The organism is Nonomuraea sp. NPDC050022 (assembly GCF_044460705.1).
Taxonomy (GTDB): Bacteria; Actinomycetota; Actinomycetes; order Streptosporangiales; family Streptosporangiaceae; genus Nonomuraea.
On the sequence record NZ_JBITKE010000020.1, the window covers coordinates 133,180 to 149,126 of the forward strand.

At 71.5% G+C, this 15,947-nt stretch carries 14 protein-coding genes; 9 read left to right on the forward strand and 5 right to left on the reverse strand.

The genetic code is table 11. From position 1 onward, the window contains the following. Positions 1-2: 2 nt before the first annotated feature. Both ACIBO2_RS54520 and ACIBO2_RS54525 read right to left on the reverse strand, forming a co-directional pair. Entirely contained in the window at positions 3-1,610 is a 1,608-nt protein-coding gene (locus tag ACIBO2_RS54520; RefSeq protein ID WP_397304998.1) for an ABC transporter substrate-binding protein, read from the reverse strand. Then, positions 1,607-2,740 carry a C45 family autoproteolytic acyltransferase/hydolase gene (locus ACIBO2_RS54525; RefSeq protein ID WP_397304999.1) on the reverse strand — a complete coding sequence of 378 codons (1,134 nt, stop codon included), beginning with the start codon at positions 2,738-2,740 and terminating at the stop codon, positions 1,607-1,609. The genes ACIBO2_RS54520 and ACIBO2_RS54525 overlap by 4 nt, the downstream gene beginning before the upstream one ends. Positions 2,741-2,854: 114 nt before the next feature. Here ACIBO2_RS54525 and ACIBO2_RS54530 point away from each other — a divergent pair, with 114 nt between their 5' ends. Next, positions 2,855-3,736 (forward strand): MurR/RpiR family transcriptional regulator, encoded by an 882-nt coding sequence (locus tag ACIBO2_RS54530; protein ID WP_358553215.1) that lies wholly within the window; start codon positions 2,855-2,857, stop codon positions 3,734-3,736. A 41-nt stretch (positions 3,737-3,777) separates the two neighbouring features. Continuing rightward, positions 3,778-4,608 carry an undecaprenyl-diphosphate phosphatase gene (locus ACIBO2_RS54535; RefSeq protein ID WP_358553213.1) on the forward strand — a complete coding sequence of 277 codons (831 nt, stop codon included), beginning with the start codon at positions 3,778-3,780 and terminating at the stop codon, positions 4,606-4,608. 4 nt (positions 4,609-4,612) lie between these two features. Here the strand turns inward: ACIBO2_RS54535 and ACIBO2_RS54540 are convergent, their stop codons facing one another. Further along, entirely contained in the window at positions 4,613-5,770 is a 1,158-nt protein-coding gene (locus ACIBO2_RS54540; RefSeq protein ID WP_358553211.1) for an MFS transporter, read from the reverse strand. Positions 5,771-5,853: 83 nt separating this feature from the next. Between ACIBO2_RS54540 and ACIBO2_RS54545 the strand changes: the two genes are divergently transcribed. The 3 genes from ACIBO2_RS54545 to ACIBO2_RS54555 all read left to right on the forward strand — a co-directional run bounded on the left by ACIBO2_RS54545 (position 5,854) and on the right by ACIBO2_RS54555 (position 9,772). Next, entirely contained in the window at positions 5,854-6,171 is a 318-nt protein-coding gene (locus ACIBO2_RS54545) for a helix-turn-helix transcriptional regulator (RefSeq protein WP_358553209.1), read from the forward strand. Further along, positions 6,158-8,872 (forward strand): ATP-dependent RNA helicase, encoded by a 2,715-nt coding sequence (locus ACIBO2_RS54550; RefSeq protein ID WP_397305000.1) that lies wholly within the window; start codon positions 6,158-6,160, stop codon positions 8,870-8,872. The genes ACIBO2_RS54545 and ACIBO2_RS54550 overlap by 14 nt, the downstream gene beginning before the upstream one ends. A gap of 102 nt (positions 8,873-8,974) precedes the next feature. Further along, entirely contained in the window at positions 8,975-9,772 is a 798-nt protein-coding gene (locus ACIBO2_RS54555; RefSeq protein WP_397305001.1) for a hypothetical protein, read from the forward strand. Positions 9,773-9,865: 93 nt separating this feature from the next. Here ACIBO2_RS54555 and ACIBO2_RS54560 read toward each other — a convergent pair whose 3' ends face one another. Then, a complete protein-coding gene (locus ACIBO2_RS54560; protein WP_397305002.1) occupies positions 9,866-11,041 on the reverse strand; it encodes a pyridoxal-phosphate dependent enzyme in 1,176 nt (391 codons plus the stop codon). 58 nt (positions 11,042-11,099) lie between these two features. On the opposite strand from ACIBO2_RS54560, the gene ACIBO2_RS54565 reads away from it, so the two are divergent. From ACIBO2_RS54565 to ACIBO2_RS54575, 3 genes are read left to right on the forward strand one after another with little or no spacing between them, the layout of a single operon-like run. After that, positions 11,100-11,930 (forward strand): SPFH domain-containing protein, encoded by an 831-nt coding sequence (locus tag ACIBO2_RS54565; RefSeq protein ID WP_358553201.1) that lies wholly within the window; start codon positions 11,100-11,102, stop codon positions 11,928-11,930. After that, entirely contained in the window at positions 11,923-12,084 is a 162-nt protein-coding gene (locus tag ACIBO2_RS54570; protein WP_225294533.1) for a hypothetical protein, read from the forward strand. The genes ACIBO2_RS54565 and ACIBO2_RS54570 overlap by 8 nt, the downstream gene beginning before the upstream one ends. Before the next feature lie 19 nt (positions 12,085-12,103). Next, positions 12,104-13,549: an amidase gene (locus ACIBO2_RS54575; protein ID WP_397305003.1), complete on the forward strand. Its 1,446-nt coding sequence runs from the start codon at positions 12,104-12,106 to the stop codon at positions 13,547-13,549. Between the two features lie 37 nt (positions 13,550-13,586). On the opposite strand, the gene ACIBO2_RS54580 is transcribed toward ACIBO2_RS54575, so the two are convergent. Beyond that, on the reverse strand, positions 13,587-14,537 hold the full coding sequence (locus ACIBO2_RS54580) for a LysR family transcriptional regulator (RefSeq protein ID WP_397305004.1): 951 nt from the start codon (positions 14,535-14,537) through the stop codon (positions 13,587-13,589). A gap of 71 nt (positions 14,538-14,608) precedes the next feature. Between ACIBO2_RS54580 and ACIBO2_RS54585 the strand changes: the two genes are divergently transcribed. Further along, positions 14,609-15,931, forward strand: a complete 1,323-nt coding sequence (locus tag ACIBO2_RS54585) for an FAD-binding protein (RefSeq protein WP_358553195.1) — start codon at positions 14,609-14,611, stop codon at positions 15,929-15,931. The last annotated feature ends 16 nt before the right edge of the window (positions 15,932-15,947 follow it).

Below are 15,947 nucleotides of genomic sequence, written 5' to 3' on the forward strand. Positions count from 1 at the left end.
GCTCAGCCCTTGGCCCCGAGGTCGGCGGCCCACGGGTAGCCCATGTAGACCTGGGAGGCGGGCGGCCCGGTCACCTTGCCACCGAGCACGACCGCGGACGGCACCTCGACGAGCGAGATCCACACCATGTCGGCGGTGAAGCGCCGCTGCAGCTCGATGACGTCCTTGGCGCGCTGGGCGTCGTCGGTGCCGGCCAGCGCCTTCGCGACGAGCGCGTCGTATTCGGGCGAGCTGAAGCCGACCCAGTTGTTGGCCGAGCCCGTCAGGCCGTTGTCGTAGAAGCCGATCGGGTCGGACTTGGTGATGTACCAGTCGTCGGGCACCAGGTCGACCTGGGCGCGCAGCGCCTTGTCGGTGTAGAAGCTGCCGAACTCCGACGGCGGCACGGTCTTGATCTGCGCGGTGAGCCCGATCTTCTTGGCCGCGTCGACCACCGCGTTGGCGATCACCGTACGGGTCTCGTCCCCGTTGGTGGCCACCACGATCGGCTCCTTGGGCGTGCCTGCCTCCTGGACGAGCTTCTTGGCCTCGTCGAGCGACGGCGTCTCGGGCGCGCCGGACAGCTGGTCATAGGCCGTCTGGAAGGCCTGCTTCTCGTACGACCAGGCGCCCGCGCCCACCGGCACCTTCCACGGCCTGGCCAGCCCGGCGAACCCGGACTTGGCGATGCCGGCCCGGTCGACCGCCAGCGACAGCGCCCGGCGGATCTTCGGGTCCTTCAGCACGCCACGGTCGGTGGGCAGCAGCACGAACACCCGCGTGGTGGGCCCGTAGGCGACGTTGACCGCCTGGTTGCCCTGCAGCGCGACCGCAGGGCCGGTGCTGGAGAGGTAGGCGCCGTCGGCCGCGCCCGTCGTCAGGCTGTTGACCAGCGCGGTGTCGCCGGCCCATTTGAAGGTCACCGTCTTGGTGAGCGGCTTGACGTCCTTGTTCCAGTACGCGTCATAGCGCTCGATGGACAGCTCGGTGCCCGACTTCCAGTCCTTCACCTGGTACGGCCCGCTGCAGGCGTCCTCGTGGCCCGGTGTGCCGTACTCCTTGCCGAGTTTGTCCACGACCTTCTGGTTCAGCACGATGCCCGCGCCGCCCGCCATGGCCTGGACGAACAGCGCGTTCGGCTTCTTGAACGCGATCGTGACCTGGCCCTCGCCGGACTTGCTGATCGACTCGACGTCCTCGAACTCGTCGGATTCGTCCATGCCCTCGCCCGAATGCCGCTTCAGGCTCCACACGACGTCCTCGGCGGTGACCGGCGAGCCGTCGTGGAAGGTGGCGTCCGTGCGCAGGGTCATGACCATGGTCTTGGGGTCGGGCTGGTCGATCTTCTCGGCCAGCCACGGCTTGACCGTCATGTCGGGCTGCGTCTGCATGAGCCGCTCGCAGACGTTGGCCAGGACCGTGCGGTTGTCGGTGTTGCCGTCGATGTCCATGTCCAGCGTGCCCGGCTCCTCGTCGAGCAGCCAGGTGGCCGAGTCGAGCGCGCCGGTCGCCTTGGCCGTCTGGTTCACCAGCGTGAGCTTGGCCGGGTCGGGCGCCTTGGTGGTGGCGGCCGGGCCACCGCACGCGGCGGTGAGACCGATCAGCCCGGCCACAGCGAGTGTCTTCTTCACAACGTCTCTTCTCCGTGCGGTCCGTCGTAGAGGTTCCAGGGCACGCGCTCGTACTCGTGGTCGCAGGGCGTGCCGGCGGCGATCAAGTAGTCGCCCGTGGTGAGGTCGACGCAGCTCGACAGCAGGGTGGCCCACTGCTTGACAGGGGGCTGGCTCTCGTCCGGGTGGGTGCAGAGCGACTCGGGGTAGCCGAGGTGGTCGGACATGGCGTGCCTGATCAGCTTGCGCGCCTCGTCACTGCCGGACGCGTGGCGTACGGCGCGCAGCCCGCCCTCCGCGCGCGGCACCCGGAACAGCGAGTCGGCCGAGCCGGGGCGGTAGGTGGCGGCGAGCTGGGGCGGCATGAACGCCTGATAGTGGTTGCCATGCACGAGCAGTCCGTCGGTGGGATACATCCAGCCGACCGCGCCGGGCGTGGTCTCCAGGTCGATCGCGAAGCCGGCGCGGTGGGTGACCAGCGCGTTGCTGGCGATGTGGGCCCGCGACTTGGTCAGCGCCTCCAGCGCCGAGTTGAGGTCGGCGCTGTCGAGGACCCGGCGCCTGATCAGCGTCTGCGGCACGCCGATCGCGTCGTCGAAGCGGCCGCCGAGCCCGTTGGCGTTGAGCGCGATGCCCGCCGAGTTGGCCCCCTGCCGCCCGACCTGGCCCGCCTCGACGTGCATGATCACGGTGGGCCTGCCCGGCTGGACCACCCTGAGCACCATGACCGTGTCGGCCACGCCGGCCCGCCAGTCCCAGTTCTGGCCCGCGTACACGTGGCCGTCGCCGGACGCCTTCTCCAGCAGGGCGAAGGAGGTGCACCCGTCCGGCTCCATGGAGTTGAACGTGGTGTCGTAGATGATCTCCCCGCGCGCGTTCAGCGCGACGATGTCGAGGAACTCGACGCCGGCGCCCTCCGCGATGCCCTCCATCTCCTCGACCAGGTCGGGGGCGAACGCCTTGCTCGGCTCCACCCAGCGCGCCGCCCGCTGCGTCACCTGGGGCCAGGCCAGGCCACTGGAGTGGACGAACGCCTCTGCGTAGTAGGCCAGCGCCCGGTGGATCCGTTCGCGGGCCTGCTCGCCGTACTGGCGCCCGCGTTCTCGCGGACTCCCGGCGATCTCGACGACGGGCAGGGAAGTGAGGCTCAATGGTGCTCCTTGGACCGGCCGATGCCTGTAACGTTCATTTCAGTGAGGCAACGAGTCCGTAGCGGTCGTTTCCAGGCAAGAGTAATGAGCGCTACACAGGAGTCAAGGTTCGTAATGGAAAATTCACACAGTCCGATCGAGCAGCTCAGGAGCACGGTGAAGCAGCTCTGGGACGAGCTGTCTCCCGCCGAGCGAGCCGTGTGCCAGTTCTTGATCTCCGCCGCGCCCGAGCAGATCCTCTTCTCCAGCGCGCAGGAGCTGGGCGCGGCCTCCGGCACGAGCAACGCCACCGTGATCCGCACCATGCAGCGGCTCGGCTTCGGCGGGCTGCCGGGGCTCAAGCGGGCGCTCGCCGGTGAGTTCACCTCGGCCGTGGCGCCCGACGTACGCATGCGGCAACGCATCAGCCATGTCGGCCACGACCTGTCGGCGATCTGGGACCGGGTCTTCGACGAGGCCCGCGAGCGCCTCGACCACGGCCGCCGGCTCTATGACGCGGAGGCGTTCCAGCGCGCGATCGAGGTGATGGCCCACGCGAGCTCGGTGCTCGTTTACGGCGCGGGCGCCTCCGAGCCGTCGGCCCGTTACTTCGCGCTCAAGCTGGGCCGTCGTGGCCACCGGGCCCGCGCGGTCTCGGCCACCGGCTTCGCGCTGGCCGACGATCTGCTCTCGCTCCAGCACGGCGAGGCCGTCGTCATCTTCCAGCCCGGCCGCAAACTCAGGGAGCTCACGGTCCTGATCGACCGGGCGCACGCGGTGGGCGCCGGCGTGATCCTCATCTCGGACGAGCTGGGTGGCACTTTCGCCGATCGCGTCGATGCCGTACTGGCCGCCCCCCACACGCCCACCGGCATCAGCGCCGAGCCGCTGACCGGCATCATCGTGGCCGACGCGCTGCTGCTGGCCCTCGATTCGCTCGACGAGACCCGCTCCGTGGAGCACTCACACCAGCTGACCGCACTCCGCGAGCAACTGCTGGGCCCCCGTATCCGCTAGCCTCGCCTCGTCACTTACGCGGGTATGGGGAAGGTGTAGTCGTGATCGGCTGGCTCGAAGCGGTGGTGCTGGGGCTGATTCAGGGCCTCACGGAGTTCCTGCCGATCTCCTCAAGTGCCCATATTCGCGTGGTGTCCGCGTTCTTCGGCTGGCAGGATCCCGGCGCCGCGTTCACGGCGGTGATCCAGCTCGGCACCGAGACGGCGGTGCTGATCTACTTCAGGAAAGAGATCTGGGAGATCATCTCCACCTGGACCCGCGCCCTGTGGACGCCCGAACTGCGCAGCCACTACGCCGCCCGCATGGGCTGGTACGTGATCGTCGGCTCCCTGCCCATCGGCATCCTGGGCCTGGTGTTCAAGGACCAGATCGAGACGGTCTTCCGCGACCTGCGCCTGGTGGGCACCACGCTGATCGTCTTCGGCATCATCCTCTGGTTCGCCGACTACACCGCCCGCAACAGGCTCACGCTGGAGAAGCACCTGAGCTTCACGCACGCCATCGTCTACGGCTTCGCGCAGGCCCTGGCGCTGATCCCCGGCGTCTCCCGCTCCGGTGGCACGATCACGGCGGGCCTGTTGCTCGACTACCGGCGCGAGGACGCCGCCAAATACTCCTTCCTGCTGGCCATCCCCGCGGTCCTGTCGTCGGGCCTGCTGGAGGTCGCCCAGATCGGCGGGGGCCAGGCACCCACCTGGGGGCCGACCATCCTGGCGACGGTCATCTCGTTCGTCGTCGGCTACGCGGCGGTGGCCTGGTTCCTGAAGTACATCAGCCAGCACCGCTTCACCGGGTTCGTCATCTATCGCATCCTGCTCGGGCTGTTCGTCATCCTCGCGGTCACCATCGGCTGGATCCCCGCCCAGGGCTGACGCCTCAGACAGACACCCTCTTACTGGACTCACTGGCCGAACGTGTCGGCTCCGGCCGATAGGTCGCCAGCGTGAAGACCAGCGCCAGCAGCGCGAGCCCGGTGGCCAGCACGATCACGCCCGCCCTGCCGTACCCGTCGAGCGCCAGGCCGCCGGTGATGCCCGCCACGAACAACCCGACGTACTGCGCCGAAGACAGCAGTCCAAGACCGATCGGCACGTTGTGCGGCACGGCCGCCACGGTCCTGTACTGCTGCGCCGGCGCGACCAGCCATCCGAGCGCGCCCCAGCAGAGCGCCCACACCAGGGCGATGGGCAGGGCGAGGTTCGCGACCGGGATGAGCGCCAGGAACACCGTCGAGGCGGCGATGCCGATCAGCACCATCCGCCGCGGCCCGTACTTGTCGGTGAACCGCCCGCCGACCTGGTTGCCCACGACCCCGCCGATCCCCCACGCCCACAGCACGGCGGGCAGCGGCAGGTCGAACAGCGAGCCGATGTAGGTGTAGGCGGCGAACCCGGCGGCGAACATCAGCAACTGCGTCGTCAGCACCGCCAGCACTCGCCGGTCGGCCAGCGGGGCGAACCGGTCGGCCAGCCGTCCCGTGGTCTCGATCATGACGTCGGGCACCACGGCGACCACCCCGGCGAAGCCGAGCACACCGAGCGCGACCACGAGCCAGATCGTCGCCCGCCAGCTCAACGCGGACCCAAGCCAGGTACCCAGTGGCACGCCGATCGCCGACGCGACGCTCAGGCCGCCCATCACCAGCGCGAGCGCTCGGCCACGGCGTTCGGGCGAACTCAGCGCCGTGGCGACCCCGGAGGCGGTCGGCGTGAACATCGCCGCCCCCGCCGCCGCGACCACGCGGGTGACCATCACCAGCGGGTACGTAGGCGCCAGCGCGGTCAACGTGTTGCCCAGCACGAACACGGCCAGCGCGATCAGCAGCACCCGCCTGCGGGACAGCCGCGCGGTCAGGGCGGCCAGCACCGGCGACAGCAACGCGTAGGCCAGCGCGAACACGGTCATCAGCTGGCCGGCCGCCGATAACGAGATATCCAGATCATGTGAAATGGGCGCCAGCAGCCCGGCGGTGACGAACATGCCGGTGCCGACGGCGAAATTCCCGAGCGCGAGAGGATAGAGCCGACTGCTCACTGAGTCTCCTTCAGTTTGATGCTCATCAAACTGGACTATCGTTGGATTGTTGTCAAACAATGCGACGGAGGTAAGGTCGGACCATGCGCCTGCTTCCACATCCGGCCACTGCCGACATCCAGCTCACCGAGGTGTTGCGGGCGCTGTCCGACCCCATACGCATGGAGATCGTCATCCGGCTGGCCAGCCGCGGCGAGATAACCTGCACCGCGGCGTGCGACGACCTCGGCGTCCACAAGTCGACGGCCTCACACCACTACCGGACGCTGCGCGAGGCCGGGGTGATCATGTCGAGACAGGAGGGGCGGCTGAAGTACATCAGCCTGCGGCGCGACGGCCTCGACGCCCGCTTCCCCGGCCTGCTCGACGCGATCCTTTTGGCGGCTCATGTCCCGGTCTGAGAGGTGGTCCGCGTCTGACGGCCGCCCGCTGCCCCAGACTGACGGGCGGCGGGCGTCCCCGGCTGACGGGCGGCCGGTGTCCCCGGCTGATGGACTGCCCATCCGGCAAGTCCTGCCCGAGCTGCTCGACGTGCTCGACCGCGCCGGCTCGGCCGTCCTGACCTCGCCGCCCGGCACGGGCAAGACCACCGTCGTCCCGCTCGCCCTGGCATCGGCCGGGCTACGGGTGCTGGTGGCGGAGCCGCGGCGACTGGCCGTACGAGCCGCGGCCAAGCGGATGGGCGTCAGCTACACGATCCGCGGCGAACGGCACACCGGCGCGAACCCCCTGGTGGAGGTCGTCACCACCGGCGTACTCCTGCAGCGGCTCCAACGCGACCAGGAGCTCTCTGGCGTGGACGTGGTGATGCTCGACGAATGCCACGAACGCCACCTCGACGCCGACACGGCGCTCGCTTTCCTGCTCGACGTACGGGACACGCTCCGCCCTGACCTGCGGCTCCTCGCCGCCTCGGCCACCGCGGACGCCGCCCCCTGGTCGCGTCTGCTCGGCGACGCGCCGATCGTCCACGCGTCGGGGGCGACGCACCCCGTCGAGATCGTGTGGACGCCACCGGTACGCCCGGTCGCCCCACCACACGGGCTCCGGGTCGACCCTGCCCTGCTCTCGCATGTCGCCCAGGTGGTACGGCAGGCGCTGGCGGAACAGGAGGGCGACATCCTGTGCTTCCTGCCCGGCACAGGCGAGATCGCCAGGGTGGCCGCCCTGCTCAGCGGCACGCTCTCGGGCGACGGACTTTCGGGCGATGGGCGCTCGGGCGGCGGGCGCTCCGGCGGCCGGTCCTCCGGCGGCGTCGAGATACTTCAGGTGCATGGGCAGGCGCCGGCCCGGGTCCAGGACGCGGTGCTGTCGCCCGGGTCGGCGCGCAGGGTGGTGCTGGCCACGTCGGTGGCGGAGTCGAGCCTGACCGTGCCGGGGGTGCGGGTGGTGGTGGACTCGGGCCTGGCCAGGGAGCCCCGCACCGACCACGCCCGGGGCCTCGGCTCGCTCACCACCGTACGAGTCTCGAAGGCATCGGCCGACCAGCGCGCCGGCCGGGCCGGACGGGAGGCTCCCGGCACGGTGTACAGGTGCTGGACGGCGGCGGAGCACGAGCGGTTGGCCGACCATGCACGGCCGGAGATCGCGCTGGCAGACCTCACGGGCTTCGCACTCCAGGCCGCCTGCTGGGGCGACCCGGACGCCTCAGGCCTCGCCCTGCTCGACCCGCCTCCACCCGCCGCGATGACCGCCGCCACCCGCACCCTCCACACCCTGGGCGCCCTGGAACCGACCCCCGGCACCACCACGCCCTCGTACGCCCCGGACGACGAAACCGACCACGCAACCGGCGACGACACCGACCAGCTGACCAGTGGCGGCGCCGGCCGGGTGATGTGGCGGGTGACCGCGCGAGGGCGGCGGATGGCGCTGGTCGGCGTGCACCCGCGCCTGGCCAGAGCGCTCCTCGACCTCGGACCGCGCGCCGCCGAGGTGGTGGCGCTCCTGTCCGACCAAATCCCCCGCGAGGCGGGTGACGACCTCGTGGAGATCTGGCGCTCGGCCCGCCACGGCCGCGACGGCTTCACGGCCCGCTGGCGCCAGGAGGTCCGCCGCCTCACCAGAAGCACCCCACCCCCGGACCGACCCGCCCCACCACCGAACCGGCGGGCCACGTCACCGGACCGGGGGCCCGCGTCACCGGACGAGCGGGAGATGACCGACGACGCGATGGCCGGGCTGGCGGTGGCCTTGGCGTTTCCCGAGCGGGTGGCGCGGCGGCGGGGCGGTGGATACCTGATGGCGTCCGGCACCCAGGCGCAGTTGGCCGAGGGGTCGCGGCTCGGCGAGGCGAAGTGGCTGGCCGTGGCGGTGGCCGACCGTCCCACCGGCTCGGCGTCGGCCCGGATCCGGCAGGCCGTGGTGATCGACGAGGAGACGGCCAGGCTGGCGTTCCCGGTCACCACTGAGGAGGAGATCGCGTGGCGGACCCCGCCGGGCGAGCGCCGCGGCGATGTGTCCGCCCGCGTCGTCGAGCGGCTCGGCGCGATCGAGCTCTCCGCCACCCCGCTCAAGAACGCCGACGTCCGCGAGGCCATCCTGTACGGCCTGCGTACCGAGGACGTACTGACCTGGACCAAGGAAGCCACCGCCCTCAGGGACCGCCTGGCGTTCTGCCATCGCGAACTCGGCGACCCATGGCTCCCGATGGACGACCTGGCGGAGATCGCCGAACGCTGGCTGGAGCCTGAGCTGTCCCGCGCCCGCCGCCGCGCCGACCTGGAGCGCATCGACGTGGCCACCGCCCTGAAGCGGCTGATCCCATGGAGCCGACGGCTGGACGAGGTGGCACCCGAGCGCGTCGCGGTGCCCAGCGGCTCCCGAGTCCGGGTGGACTATTCGGGCGGGCAACCGGTGCTGGCGGTAAAGCTGCAGGAGCTGTTCGGCTGGACGGAGACGCCGAAGATCGCGGGCGTGCCGCTCCTCGTACACCTGCTCTCCCCCGCCGGACGCCCGGTGGCGGTCACCGCGGACCTTGCCTCGTTCTGGCGCGAGGGCTACCGTGCGGTCCGCGCGGAGCTACGCGGCCGCTACCCCCGCCACCCCTGGCCGGAGGACCCGCTCACAGCGGCCCCCACCCGCCGCGCGAACCCGAGATGACCCCGTGGCCGGACGAACCCGACCGACTGGCACATAAACCGACTGACGGACGAACTGGGACCGGAACCGACCGACGGATGAGCCAGGTGGGACGGAGCCGAGATGACCGATGACCGGCTGCTTGAGGCGGCGCGCAACAACGCCGAGTGGTGCGACGCGGTGTGCCGCTCGCACGGGTCCCCCGGCACGTTCAGCGCGCTGAGCTGGACCAACCCCGGCGTCAGCCCTACCTACTACCCCGATGCCGTCACCCTCTCCCCGGAAGGGACGTGGGACGACCTGCTGGCCGGGGTCGAGGGCAAGCGGAGCGCCTCGGTCAAGGACAGTTTCGCAGTGCTCCAGCCGCCGCCCGGGTGGGACCTGCTGTTCGAGGCCGAGTGGATCCACCGCCCGGCCGCCACGACGACCGGCGAGGCCATCACGCCCACGGCGACCGGCGTGACCATCACCCCGGCGGCAACCGGCGAGGCCACCGCCCTGACCGACGAGACAACTGCCCCGACCGGCGTGGCCATCGCCCCGGCGGCGACCGGGGACGTCATCGTCTGGGAGGCGGTCCGCGACGCGGGCACGCTCCGCGACTGGGAGCGCGCCTGTTTTCCGGCGGATGACGGGGATCTGTTCCGGCCGTCACTGCTGAGCGAGGTCACCGTGCTGGCGGGCCGGATCGACGGCGACATCGTGTGCGGGGCCGCGCTCAACGCGAGCGGCAGTGTCGTGGGCGTCTCGAACGTGTTCGCCTTGGGCTGCGACCTGGACGCTGCCTGGTCGGGCACGGTAGCTCTGGCGGCCGAGCTGTTCCCCGGCCGCCCACTGGTCGGCTACGAGACCGACCCGACCCCCGCGTCCCGGCACGGCTTCACCCCGATCGGCCCGCTCCGGGTGTGGCTGAAGGCGTGACCCCGGACGCGCCGCCCCGACCCGGCGGCGCCACAGCGGACCTCAGCGCACATCGCCAGGCCATGGACGACCTCACCGCATGCACAGACGACCTCACAGCACGTCGTCCATGGTCGGGTTCGTCAGTACCTCGACCGTCTCCGACCCCACCCCCACATCCTTGAACCCGCTGGACGTGGCGACACAGACCACCGGCCCGTCGAAGTCCCGCCCCAGCCTGCGGTAGGCGGCCAGCCCCGCCGCTCCCGACAGTTCCTGCCACAGCCCCTGCCTGGCCAGCGCCCGTTGCGCCGCCCGCATCTCCTCGTCGGTGACCAGCAGTGCCTCTCCGTCGCTGTCGCGCACCGCCCGTACGCCCCGGTGCCCGCCCACCGAGCCGCCGATGCCGTACGCGTCCGTGTGCCCGAGCGAGACGATCGCGGCCGGCGCCCCCGTGGCGACGGCCCGCGCGTGGGGACCGCCCGCGGCGGGCTCGCAGGAGAACATGCGCGGCGTCGTACCCGCCAGCCCGAGCCGGCGCAGCTCGGTGAACCCCTTCCAGACCCCGTAGAGCAGCTCCGCGTAGCCCGTCGGCGCGAACACCGCCGCCGGCACCCCGCCGAGCTGCAGGAACAGCTCGTACGCGATCGTCTTGTAGCCCTCGGCCCCGAACGGGTGCCCGGTGTGGGTGACGGTCAGGTTGCTGACCGGGTGGTAGCCGAGCCGGTCCACGATCTCGCGCATCAGCGGCCAGCGCGCCTCGACCGGCACGGCGAGCACCTTGGCCCCGTACGCGCGGACGAGCGAATGGACGGCGGGCGGCGCGTCGGCCGAGGCCAGCACGATGGCGGGCAGGCCGGCGCGGGCGGCGTAGGCGGCGGCCGAGGCGCCGTGATTGCCAGACGAGGCCACCACCACGCCGGGCGCGCCCGCGCCCACGGCCGCGCTGACGGCGACCCGGTTGAGCCGGTCCTTGTGCGACCAGGTGGGGTTGCGCGACTCGTCCTTGACGTACACGCCCTCCAGCGGGATCAGCGGCGTGCCGCCCTCGCCCAGTGTGGGCGCGTGCAGTGGCGGCAGCAGCGGTGACCAGCGCGCGAGGTCGGGGCCCGGCTCCTGCTCGAACAGGGTGGCGCTGACCCGGGCGTAGTCATAGTCGACCTCGACCGGATAGGCCAATGACGCGGTGCTCGTTCTGGGGCAGCCGCGGGTCAGCGGCGGCCACAGCGGAAACGTGATCGAGGGGTCGCCCAGGGAGCGCTGGCCGGTGGCCAGAGATGGTCCGTTCACGCGGCCCAAGCCTAGACGCGCTATCATTGTGATATCACTTCGATAGCAAGGAGTCGGGATGGAACGATACGCCTTCCGCCTGAACGGTTTCCTGGTCGTCCTCGTCCTGCTGGTGCTCGCCGCCATAGCGGCCATCGGCTCGCCGGAGGTTCTGGGCATCGGGTGGATCGTCCTCTTCGCACTGGTCGCCAGCGGGTTCACCGTGGTCAACCCGAACGAGGCGAAGGTGGTGCAGTTCTTCGGCCGCTACATCGGCACGGTCGAGGACGCGGGCTTACAGTGGGTGCTGCCGTTCACCAACAAGACCACGATCACGCTGCGGGTCCGCAACTTCGAGACGGCCAAGCTCAAGGTCAACGACGCCGACGGCAACCCGGTCGAGATCGCCGCGGTGGTCGTCTACAAGGTGGACGACGCGGCCAAGGCCAAGTTCTCGGTGGATGACTATGAGGACTACGTCGAGATCCAGTCGGAGGCGGCCGTGCGGCACCTGGCCACCACGCACCCCTACGACTCGCACGACGCCGGTCGCACCAGCCTGCGCGACGGCACGGAGGTGGCCGCCGAGCTCACCACCGAGCTGCGCGAGCGCACCGAGCTGGCCGGGATCGAGGTGCTGGAGGCGCGCATCACGCACCTCGCGTACGCTCCCGAGATCGCCCAGGCCATGCTGGTCCGCCAGCAGGCCGCGCAGGTCGTGGCGGCACGCACCCGAATCGTCGAAGGCGCTGTGGGCATGGTCCAGCTCGCGCTCGATAGGCTGGCCGCCGAGCAGGTGGTGGAGCTGGATGAGGAGCGTAAGGCGCAAATGGTCTCCAACCTCTTGGTCGTCCTCTGCGGCGACCGGGCGATCCAGCCGGTGGTGAACACCGGCAGCCTGTATGCCTGAGCGCAAGAAGCTCCTGCTGCGCCTCGATCCGGCCGTCTACGACGCCCTCGCCAAGTGGGCGGCCGACGATCTGCGCAGCGTCAACGCGCAGATCGAGTTCGCGTTGCGGCTCGCGCTGAAGCAGGCCGGCCGGGAGCCTCGCAACGAAGGGTGAAAACCCGCACACTTTAAGCATGTTGTGGACAGGCAGGTCCGCCATCGAGATCGCGACGGCCGTACGTCAGGGTGAGGTCACGGCCGCGGCCGTCGTCGAGCAACACCTTCACGCGATCGCCGAGCGCGATCCAGGAGTCGGGGCGTTCCGGCTGGTCAGGGAGCGAGCCCTGGACGAGGCGCGGGCCGTGCAGGAGCGCCGCGACCTGGCCGACCTGCCGCTGGCGGGCGTACCCGTCGCGGTGAAGGACAACCTGGAGGTCGCGGGCGAGGCCACCCGGGGCGGATCCGCCGCGACGGCGGACACGCCCGCGCCCAAGGACCACGAGACGGTCGGCCGGCTGCGCGCGGCCGGCGCGGTGGTCGTCGGCCTGACGAACCTGCCCGAGCTGGGCCTGGTCGCCTTCGGCGACAGCGCCTACGGCACCGTGCGCAACCCCTGGAACCTGGCCCGTACGTCCGGCGGCTCGTCGGCGGGCAGCGCCGCGGCGGTGGCGGCCGGGATGGTGCCGCTGGCGCTGGGCAACGACGGGATGGGCTCGCTGCGCATTCCCGGGGCGTGCTGCGGGGTGTACGCCATCAAGCCGGGCACGGGCCTCGTACCACCGCCGACGGAGACCTGGGGCGGCCTCACCGAGAACGGCCCGCTGGCCAGGAACGTGCCCGACCTGGCGCTGATGCTCTCCGTCCTGGCGGCCGACGAGGGCCTGGCCGAGTCCTGGCGCGGCGGCGAGCGGATCGAGCCCCGGCCGCGCATGCTCCGCTCGGTCTGGGCGGACGATGACGACGAGGTCTGGGCGCCCCGGCCACCGCAAGACACCCCGGAGCCCTTCGACCTGCGCGTGGCCTACGCCCCGCAGCCGCTACCGGTGGGCCTGCCGATGGACCGCGAGTTCCAGGCTGCGGTACGCGCGGCGGCCGAGACCCTCAGGGTCGCCGGGCACACGGTCGTCGAGCACGAGCAACGCCTGCCGGCCGCCCTCGGCCCCGCCACGATCGCCGCCTGGCTGACCCGCGCTTCCGGAGCGGCCACCGGCCTCGACCGCGCGCGTCTGGAACCACGCACCCGCGCGCTGGCCCGCGCGGGCCGGGTGCTCCACGCGCTCAGGCTGGACGGCGAGCGGGGCCGCGCCCGCTGGCACGGGTACGGCGCCGACCAGTGGTTCGGTGACGCCGACGTGCTGATCACGCCGACGCTGGCCCGGATTCCGCCGAAGGCCGACCGCTGGGGCGAACGCGGGCTCTTGCGCAACCTGCTGGCCAACGTCAGGTACGCGCCCGCCACCGGCGCCTGGAACATGTGCGGCTGGCCCGCGCTCACCGTCCCCATCGCCACCCACTCCAGCGGCCTGCCGATCGGCGTCCAGCTCATCGCCCCACCCGGCGGCGAGCCGCAACTCCTCGGCCTGGCCGCCCAGCTGTCAGCCGCACACCCACCGGTCCGGCCGCGCGGCTACTCAAGCTGACCCCGGCGGACGAACCGACTCTGCGAACACGGTCGATTCAGCTGAAGTCGGGCAGTCGGTGGCGGGCGTGGTCGATGAACGCTCGCGCGGCAGGCCCCGACGGCCCCGTGGCCCGCCAGATGAGCGCCATCCGGCCGCGCAGCCGCGGCTCGGTGATCTCCAGTACGTGTAGGTCGTCCTTAGCGACGGTGACCGCCGACTCGGGCAGTACGGCCAGGCCGAGCCCTTTGGCGGCGAGTTGCCCCAGCACGTACGGCTCGCTGGCCTCGAAGGCGACATGCGGCGTGAACCCGGCGGCGGCGCACGCCTCGTCGAGCGCGGCCCGCAGACCGGTGCCGCGCGGCAGGCAGATCAGCGCCCGATCCGCCAGCTCCCGCAGCGTGATGGCGGATGTCCCCGCCGAGTCGTGAGCGACCCCCACGGCGGGCTCGTGAGCGAGCCCGCCATCGGACTTCCCCGCCAGGTCGTGAGTGAGCCCGACGGCGGCCACCAGAGCCTGGTCGATCACCACCTGCGCGTCGAGCCCCGGCGGCACGCTCGATCCGATGCCGATGAGCCCGAGGTCCATCCGCCCCGCCCGCACCGCCTCGGTCAGGCTCTCCGGATCGGACTCCCGCAGCGAGATCTCCACGGCCGGATGCCGGTCGTGGAAGTCGGCCAGCAGCCCCGGCAGGTCGAGCACGGAGGGCGCCGAGACGGTACCCATCACGACGTGCCCGCGCAGCAGCCCGGTCATCTCGTCGACGACCAGCCGGGCGGCGGCGACCGCCGCGAGCGCGGCCCGCGCGTACGGCAGCACCGCCTCCCCCACCTCGGTGAGGCGCACCTGCCGCGCCGAGCGGTCGAACAGCGGCTGGCCCAGCTCCCGCTCCAGCTGCCGGATCTGCGCGCTCACACCGGGCTGGGCCACATGGAGCCGCGCCGCGGCCCGGGTGAAGCCCGCCTCCTCGGTCACAGCCACGAAGTACTCAAGCTGTCGGAGCTCCATAACAAATCATGCTAACAGCCAGACAATCCATCTCTTTGACTTCTGGATGGGCCGGACACAAGCTGAACCGCATGGAAGACCTGCTGAAGTGCCCGGTGTTCCGGCCGGGTGATGAGGGATATGACGATGAGCGGGCCGGTTTCCAGGCCCTCGCCCGGCACCGGCCGGACGTGATCGTCGGTGCGACGGACGCCGCCGACGTAAGCGCGGCCGTGACCATGGCGGCGGCGAACGGGCTGCCGGTGGCCGTGCAGGCCACCGGGCACGGTATGCCGATGGCGGCCGACGGCGGCCTGCTCATCAGCACCCGCAGGATGACCGGCGTACGGATAGATCCCGAGACCGCGACGGCCAGGATCGAGGCGGGCGTGCGCTGGTCGCGAGTCATCGAGGCGGCGGCCCGCCACGGGCTGGCCCCGCTGTCCGGCTCGGCCCCGTCCGTCGGCGCCGTGTCCTACACGCTCGGCGGCGGGCTCGGGCTCATGGCGCGCCGTTACGGCTACGCCGTCGACCAGGTACGCGCCATCGAAGTGGTCACCGCCGACGGCGTACTCAGGGAGGTGACGGCCGCGACGGAGCCGGACCTGTTCTGGGCGCTGCTCGGCGGGCGCGGCAACTTCGGGGTGGTCACGGCGCTGGAGATCGGGCTGGTCCCGGTGACCGGTCTGTACGGAGGCGGCCTGTTCTTCGATCTCGCCGCCACCGACGTAGTGCGGCGCTGGGCCGAGTGGACACGGGACCTGCCCGAGGAGATGACCTCGTCCATCGCGGTGATCCCGTTCCCCGAGGCCCCGCAGGTGCCCGAGGTCTTCCGCGGCCGCCGCGTCGGCCACGTGCGGATCGCGTACACGGGCGGCCAGGAGGAGGGCGAGCGCCTGCTGGAGCCGCTGCGCGCGATCGGGCCCCGGCTCGTGGACTCGGTGAAGGAGCTGCCGTACACCGAGTCGGGCAGCATCCACAACGACCCGGCCGAGCCGATGGCCTACTACGCCACCCACTCGCTGCTGCGCGAGCTGCCCGCGCGGGCCGTGGACGCGCTGCTGGAGACCGAGCGCGCCATCCTGGAGATCAGGCACCTGGGTGGCGCGCTGGACAAGCCGGGCCTCGGGCCCGTGGTCAACCACGACGCCCAGTATCAGGTCGGCGTCCTGTCCCGGCTCGCGCCGGGCGGCGACCCCGGCGAGGTGCGCCCTCTCCACGACGGCGTCCGCGCGGCCCTGTCGCCGTGGGACACCGGAGGCCGCGGCCTCAACTTCCTGTACGGCGAGAACACCGCGCCCGACCAGGTCCGTCTGGCCTACGATCCGGACGACTACCGGCGGCTCGCCGCGCTGAAGACGGTGTGGGATGCCGGCAACCTGTTCCGGCTCAACGCCAACATCCCACCGGCGTGACGGCTCTCAACGCCAA

Excerpts from the sequence above, each read along its gene's own strand:
- ACIBO2_RS54585 (WP_358553195.1), top strand. The coding sequence starts at position 14,609 with ATGGAAGACCTGCTGAAGTGCCCGGTGTTCCGGCCGGGTGATGAGGGA.
- ACIBO2_RS54530 (WP_358553215.1), top strand. The coding sequence starts at position 2,855 with ATGGAAAATTCACACAGTCCGATCGAGCAGCTCAGGAGCACGGTGAAG.
- ACIBO2_RS54545 (WP_358553209.1), top strand. The coding sequence starts at position 5,854 with ATGCGCCTGCTTCCACATCCGGCCACTGCCGACATCCAGCTCACCGAG.
- ACIBO2_RS54575 (WP_397305003.1), top strand. The coding sequence starts at position 12,104 with ATGTTGTGGACAGGCAGGTCCGCCATCGAGATCGCGACGGCCGTACGT.
- ACIBO2_RS54565 (WP_358553201.1), top strand. The coding sequence starts at position 11,100 with ATGGAACGATACGCCTTCCGCCTGAACGGTTTCCTGGTCGTCCTCGTC.
- ACIBO2_RS54570 (WP_225294533.1), top strand. The coding sequence starts at position 11,923 with ATGCCTGAGCGCAAGAAGCTCCTGCTGCGCCTCGATCCGGCCGTCTAC.
- ACIBO2_RS54580 (WP_397305004.1), bottom strand. The coding sequence starts at position 14,537 with ATGGAGCTCCGACAGCTTGAGTACTTCGTGGCTGTGACCGAGGAGGCG.
- ACIBO2_RS54555 (WP_397305001.1), top strand. The coding sequence starts at position 8,975 with ATGACCGATGACCGGCTGCTTGAGGCGGCGCGCAACAACGCCGAGTGG.
- ACIBO2_RS54550 (WP_397305000.1), top strand. The coding sequence starts at position 6,158 with ATGTCCCGGTCTGAGAGGTGGTCCGCGTCTGACGGCCGCCCGCTGCCC.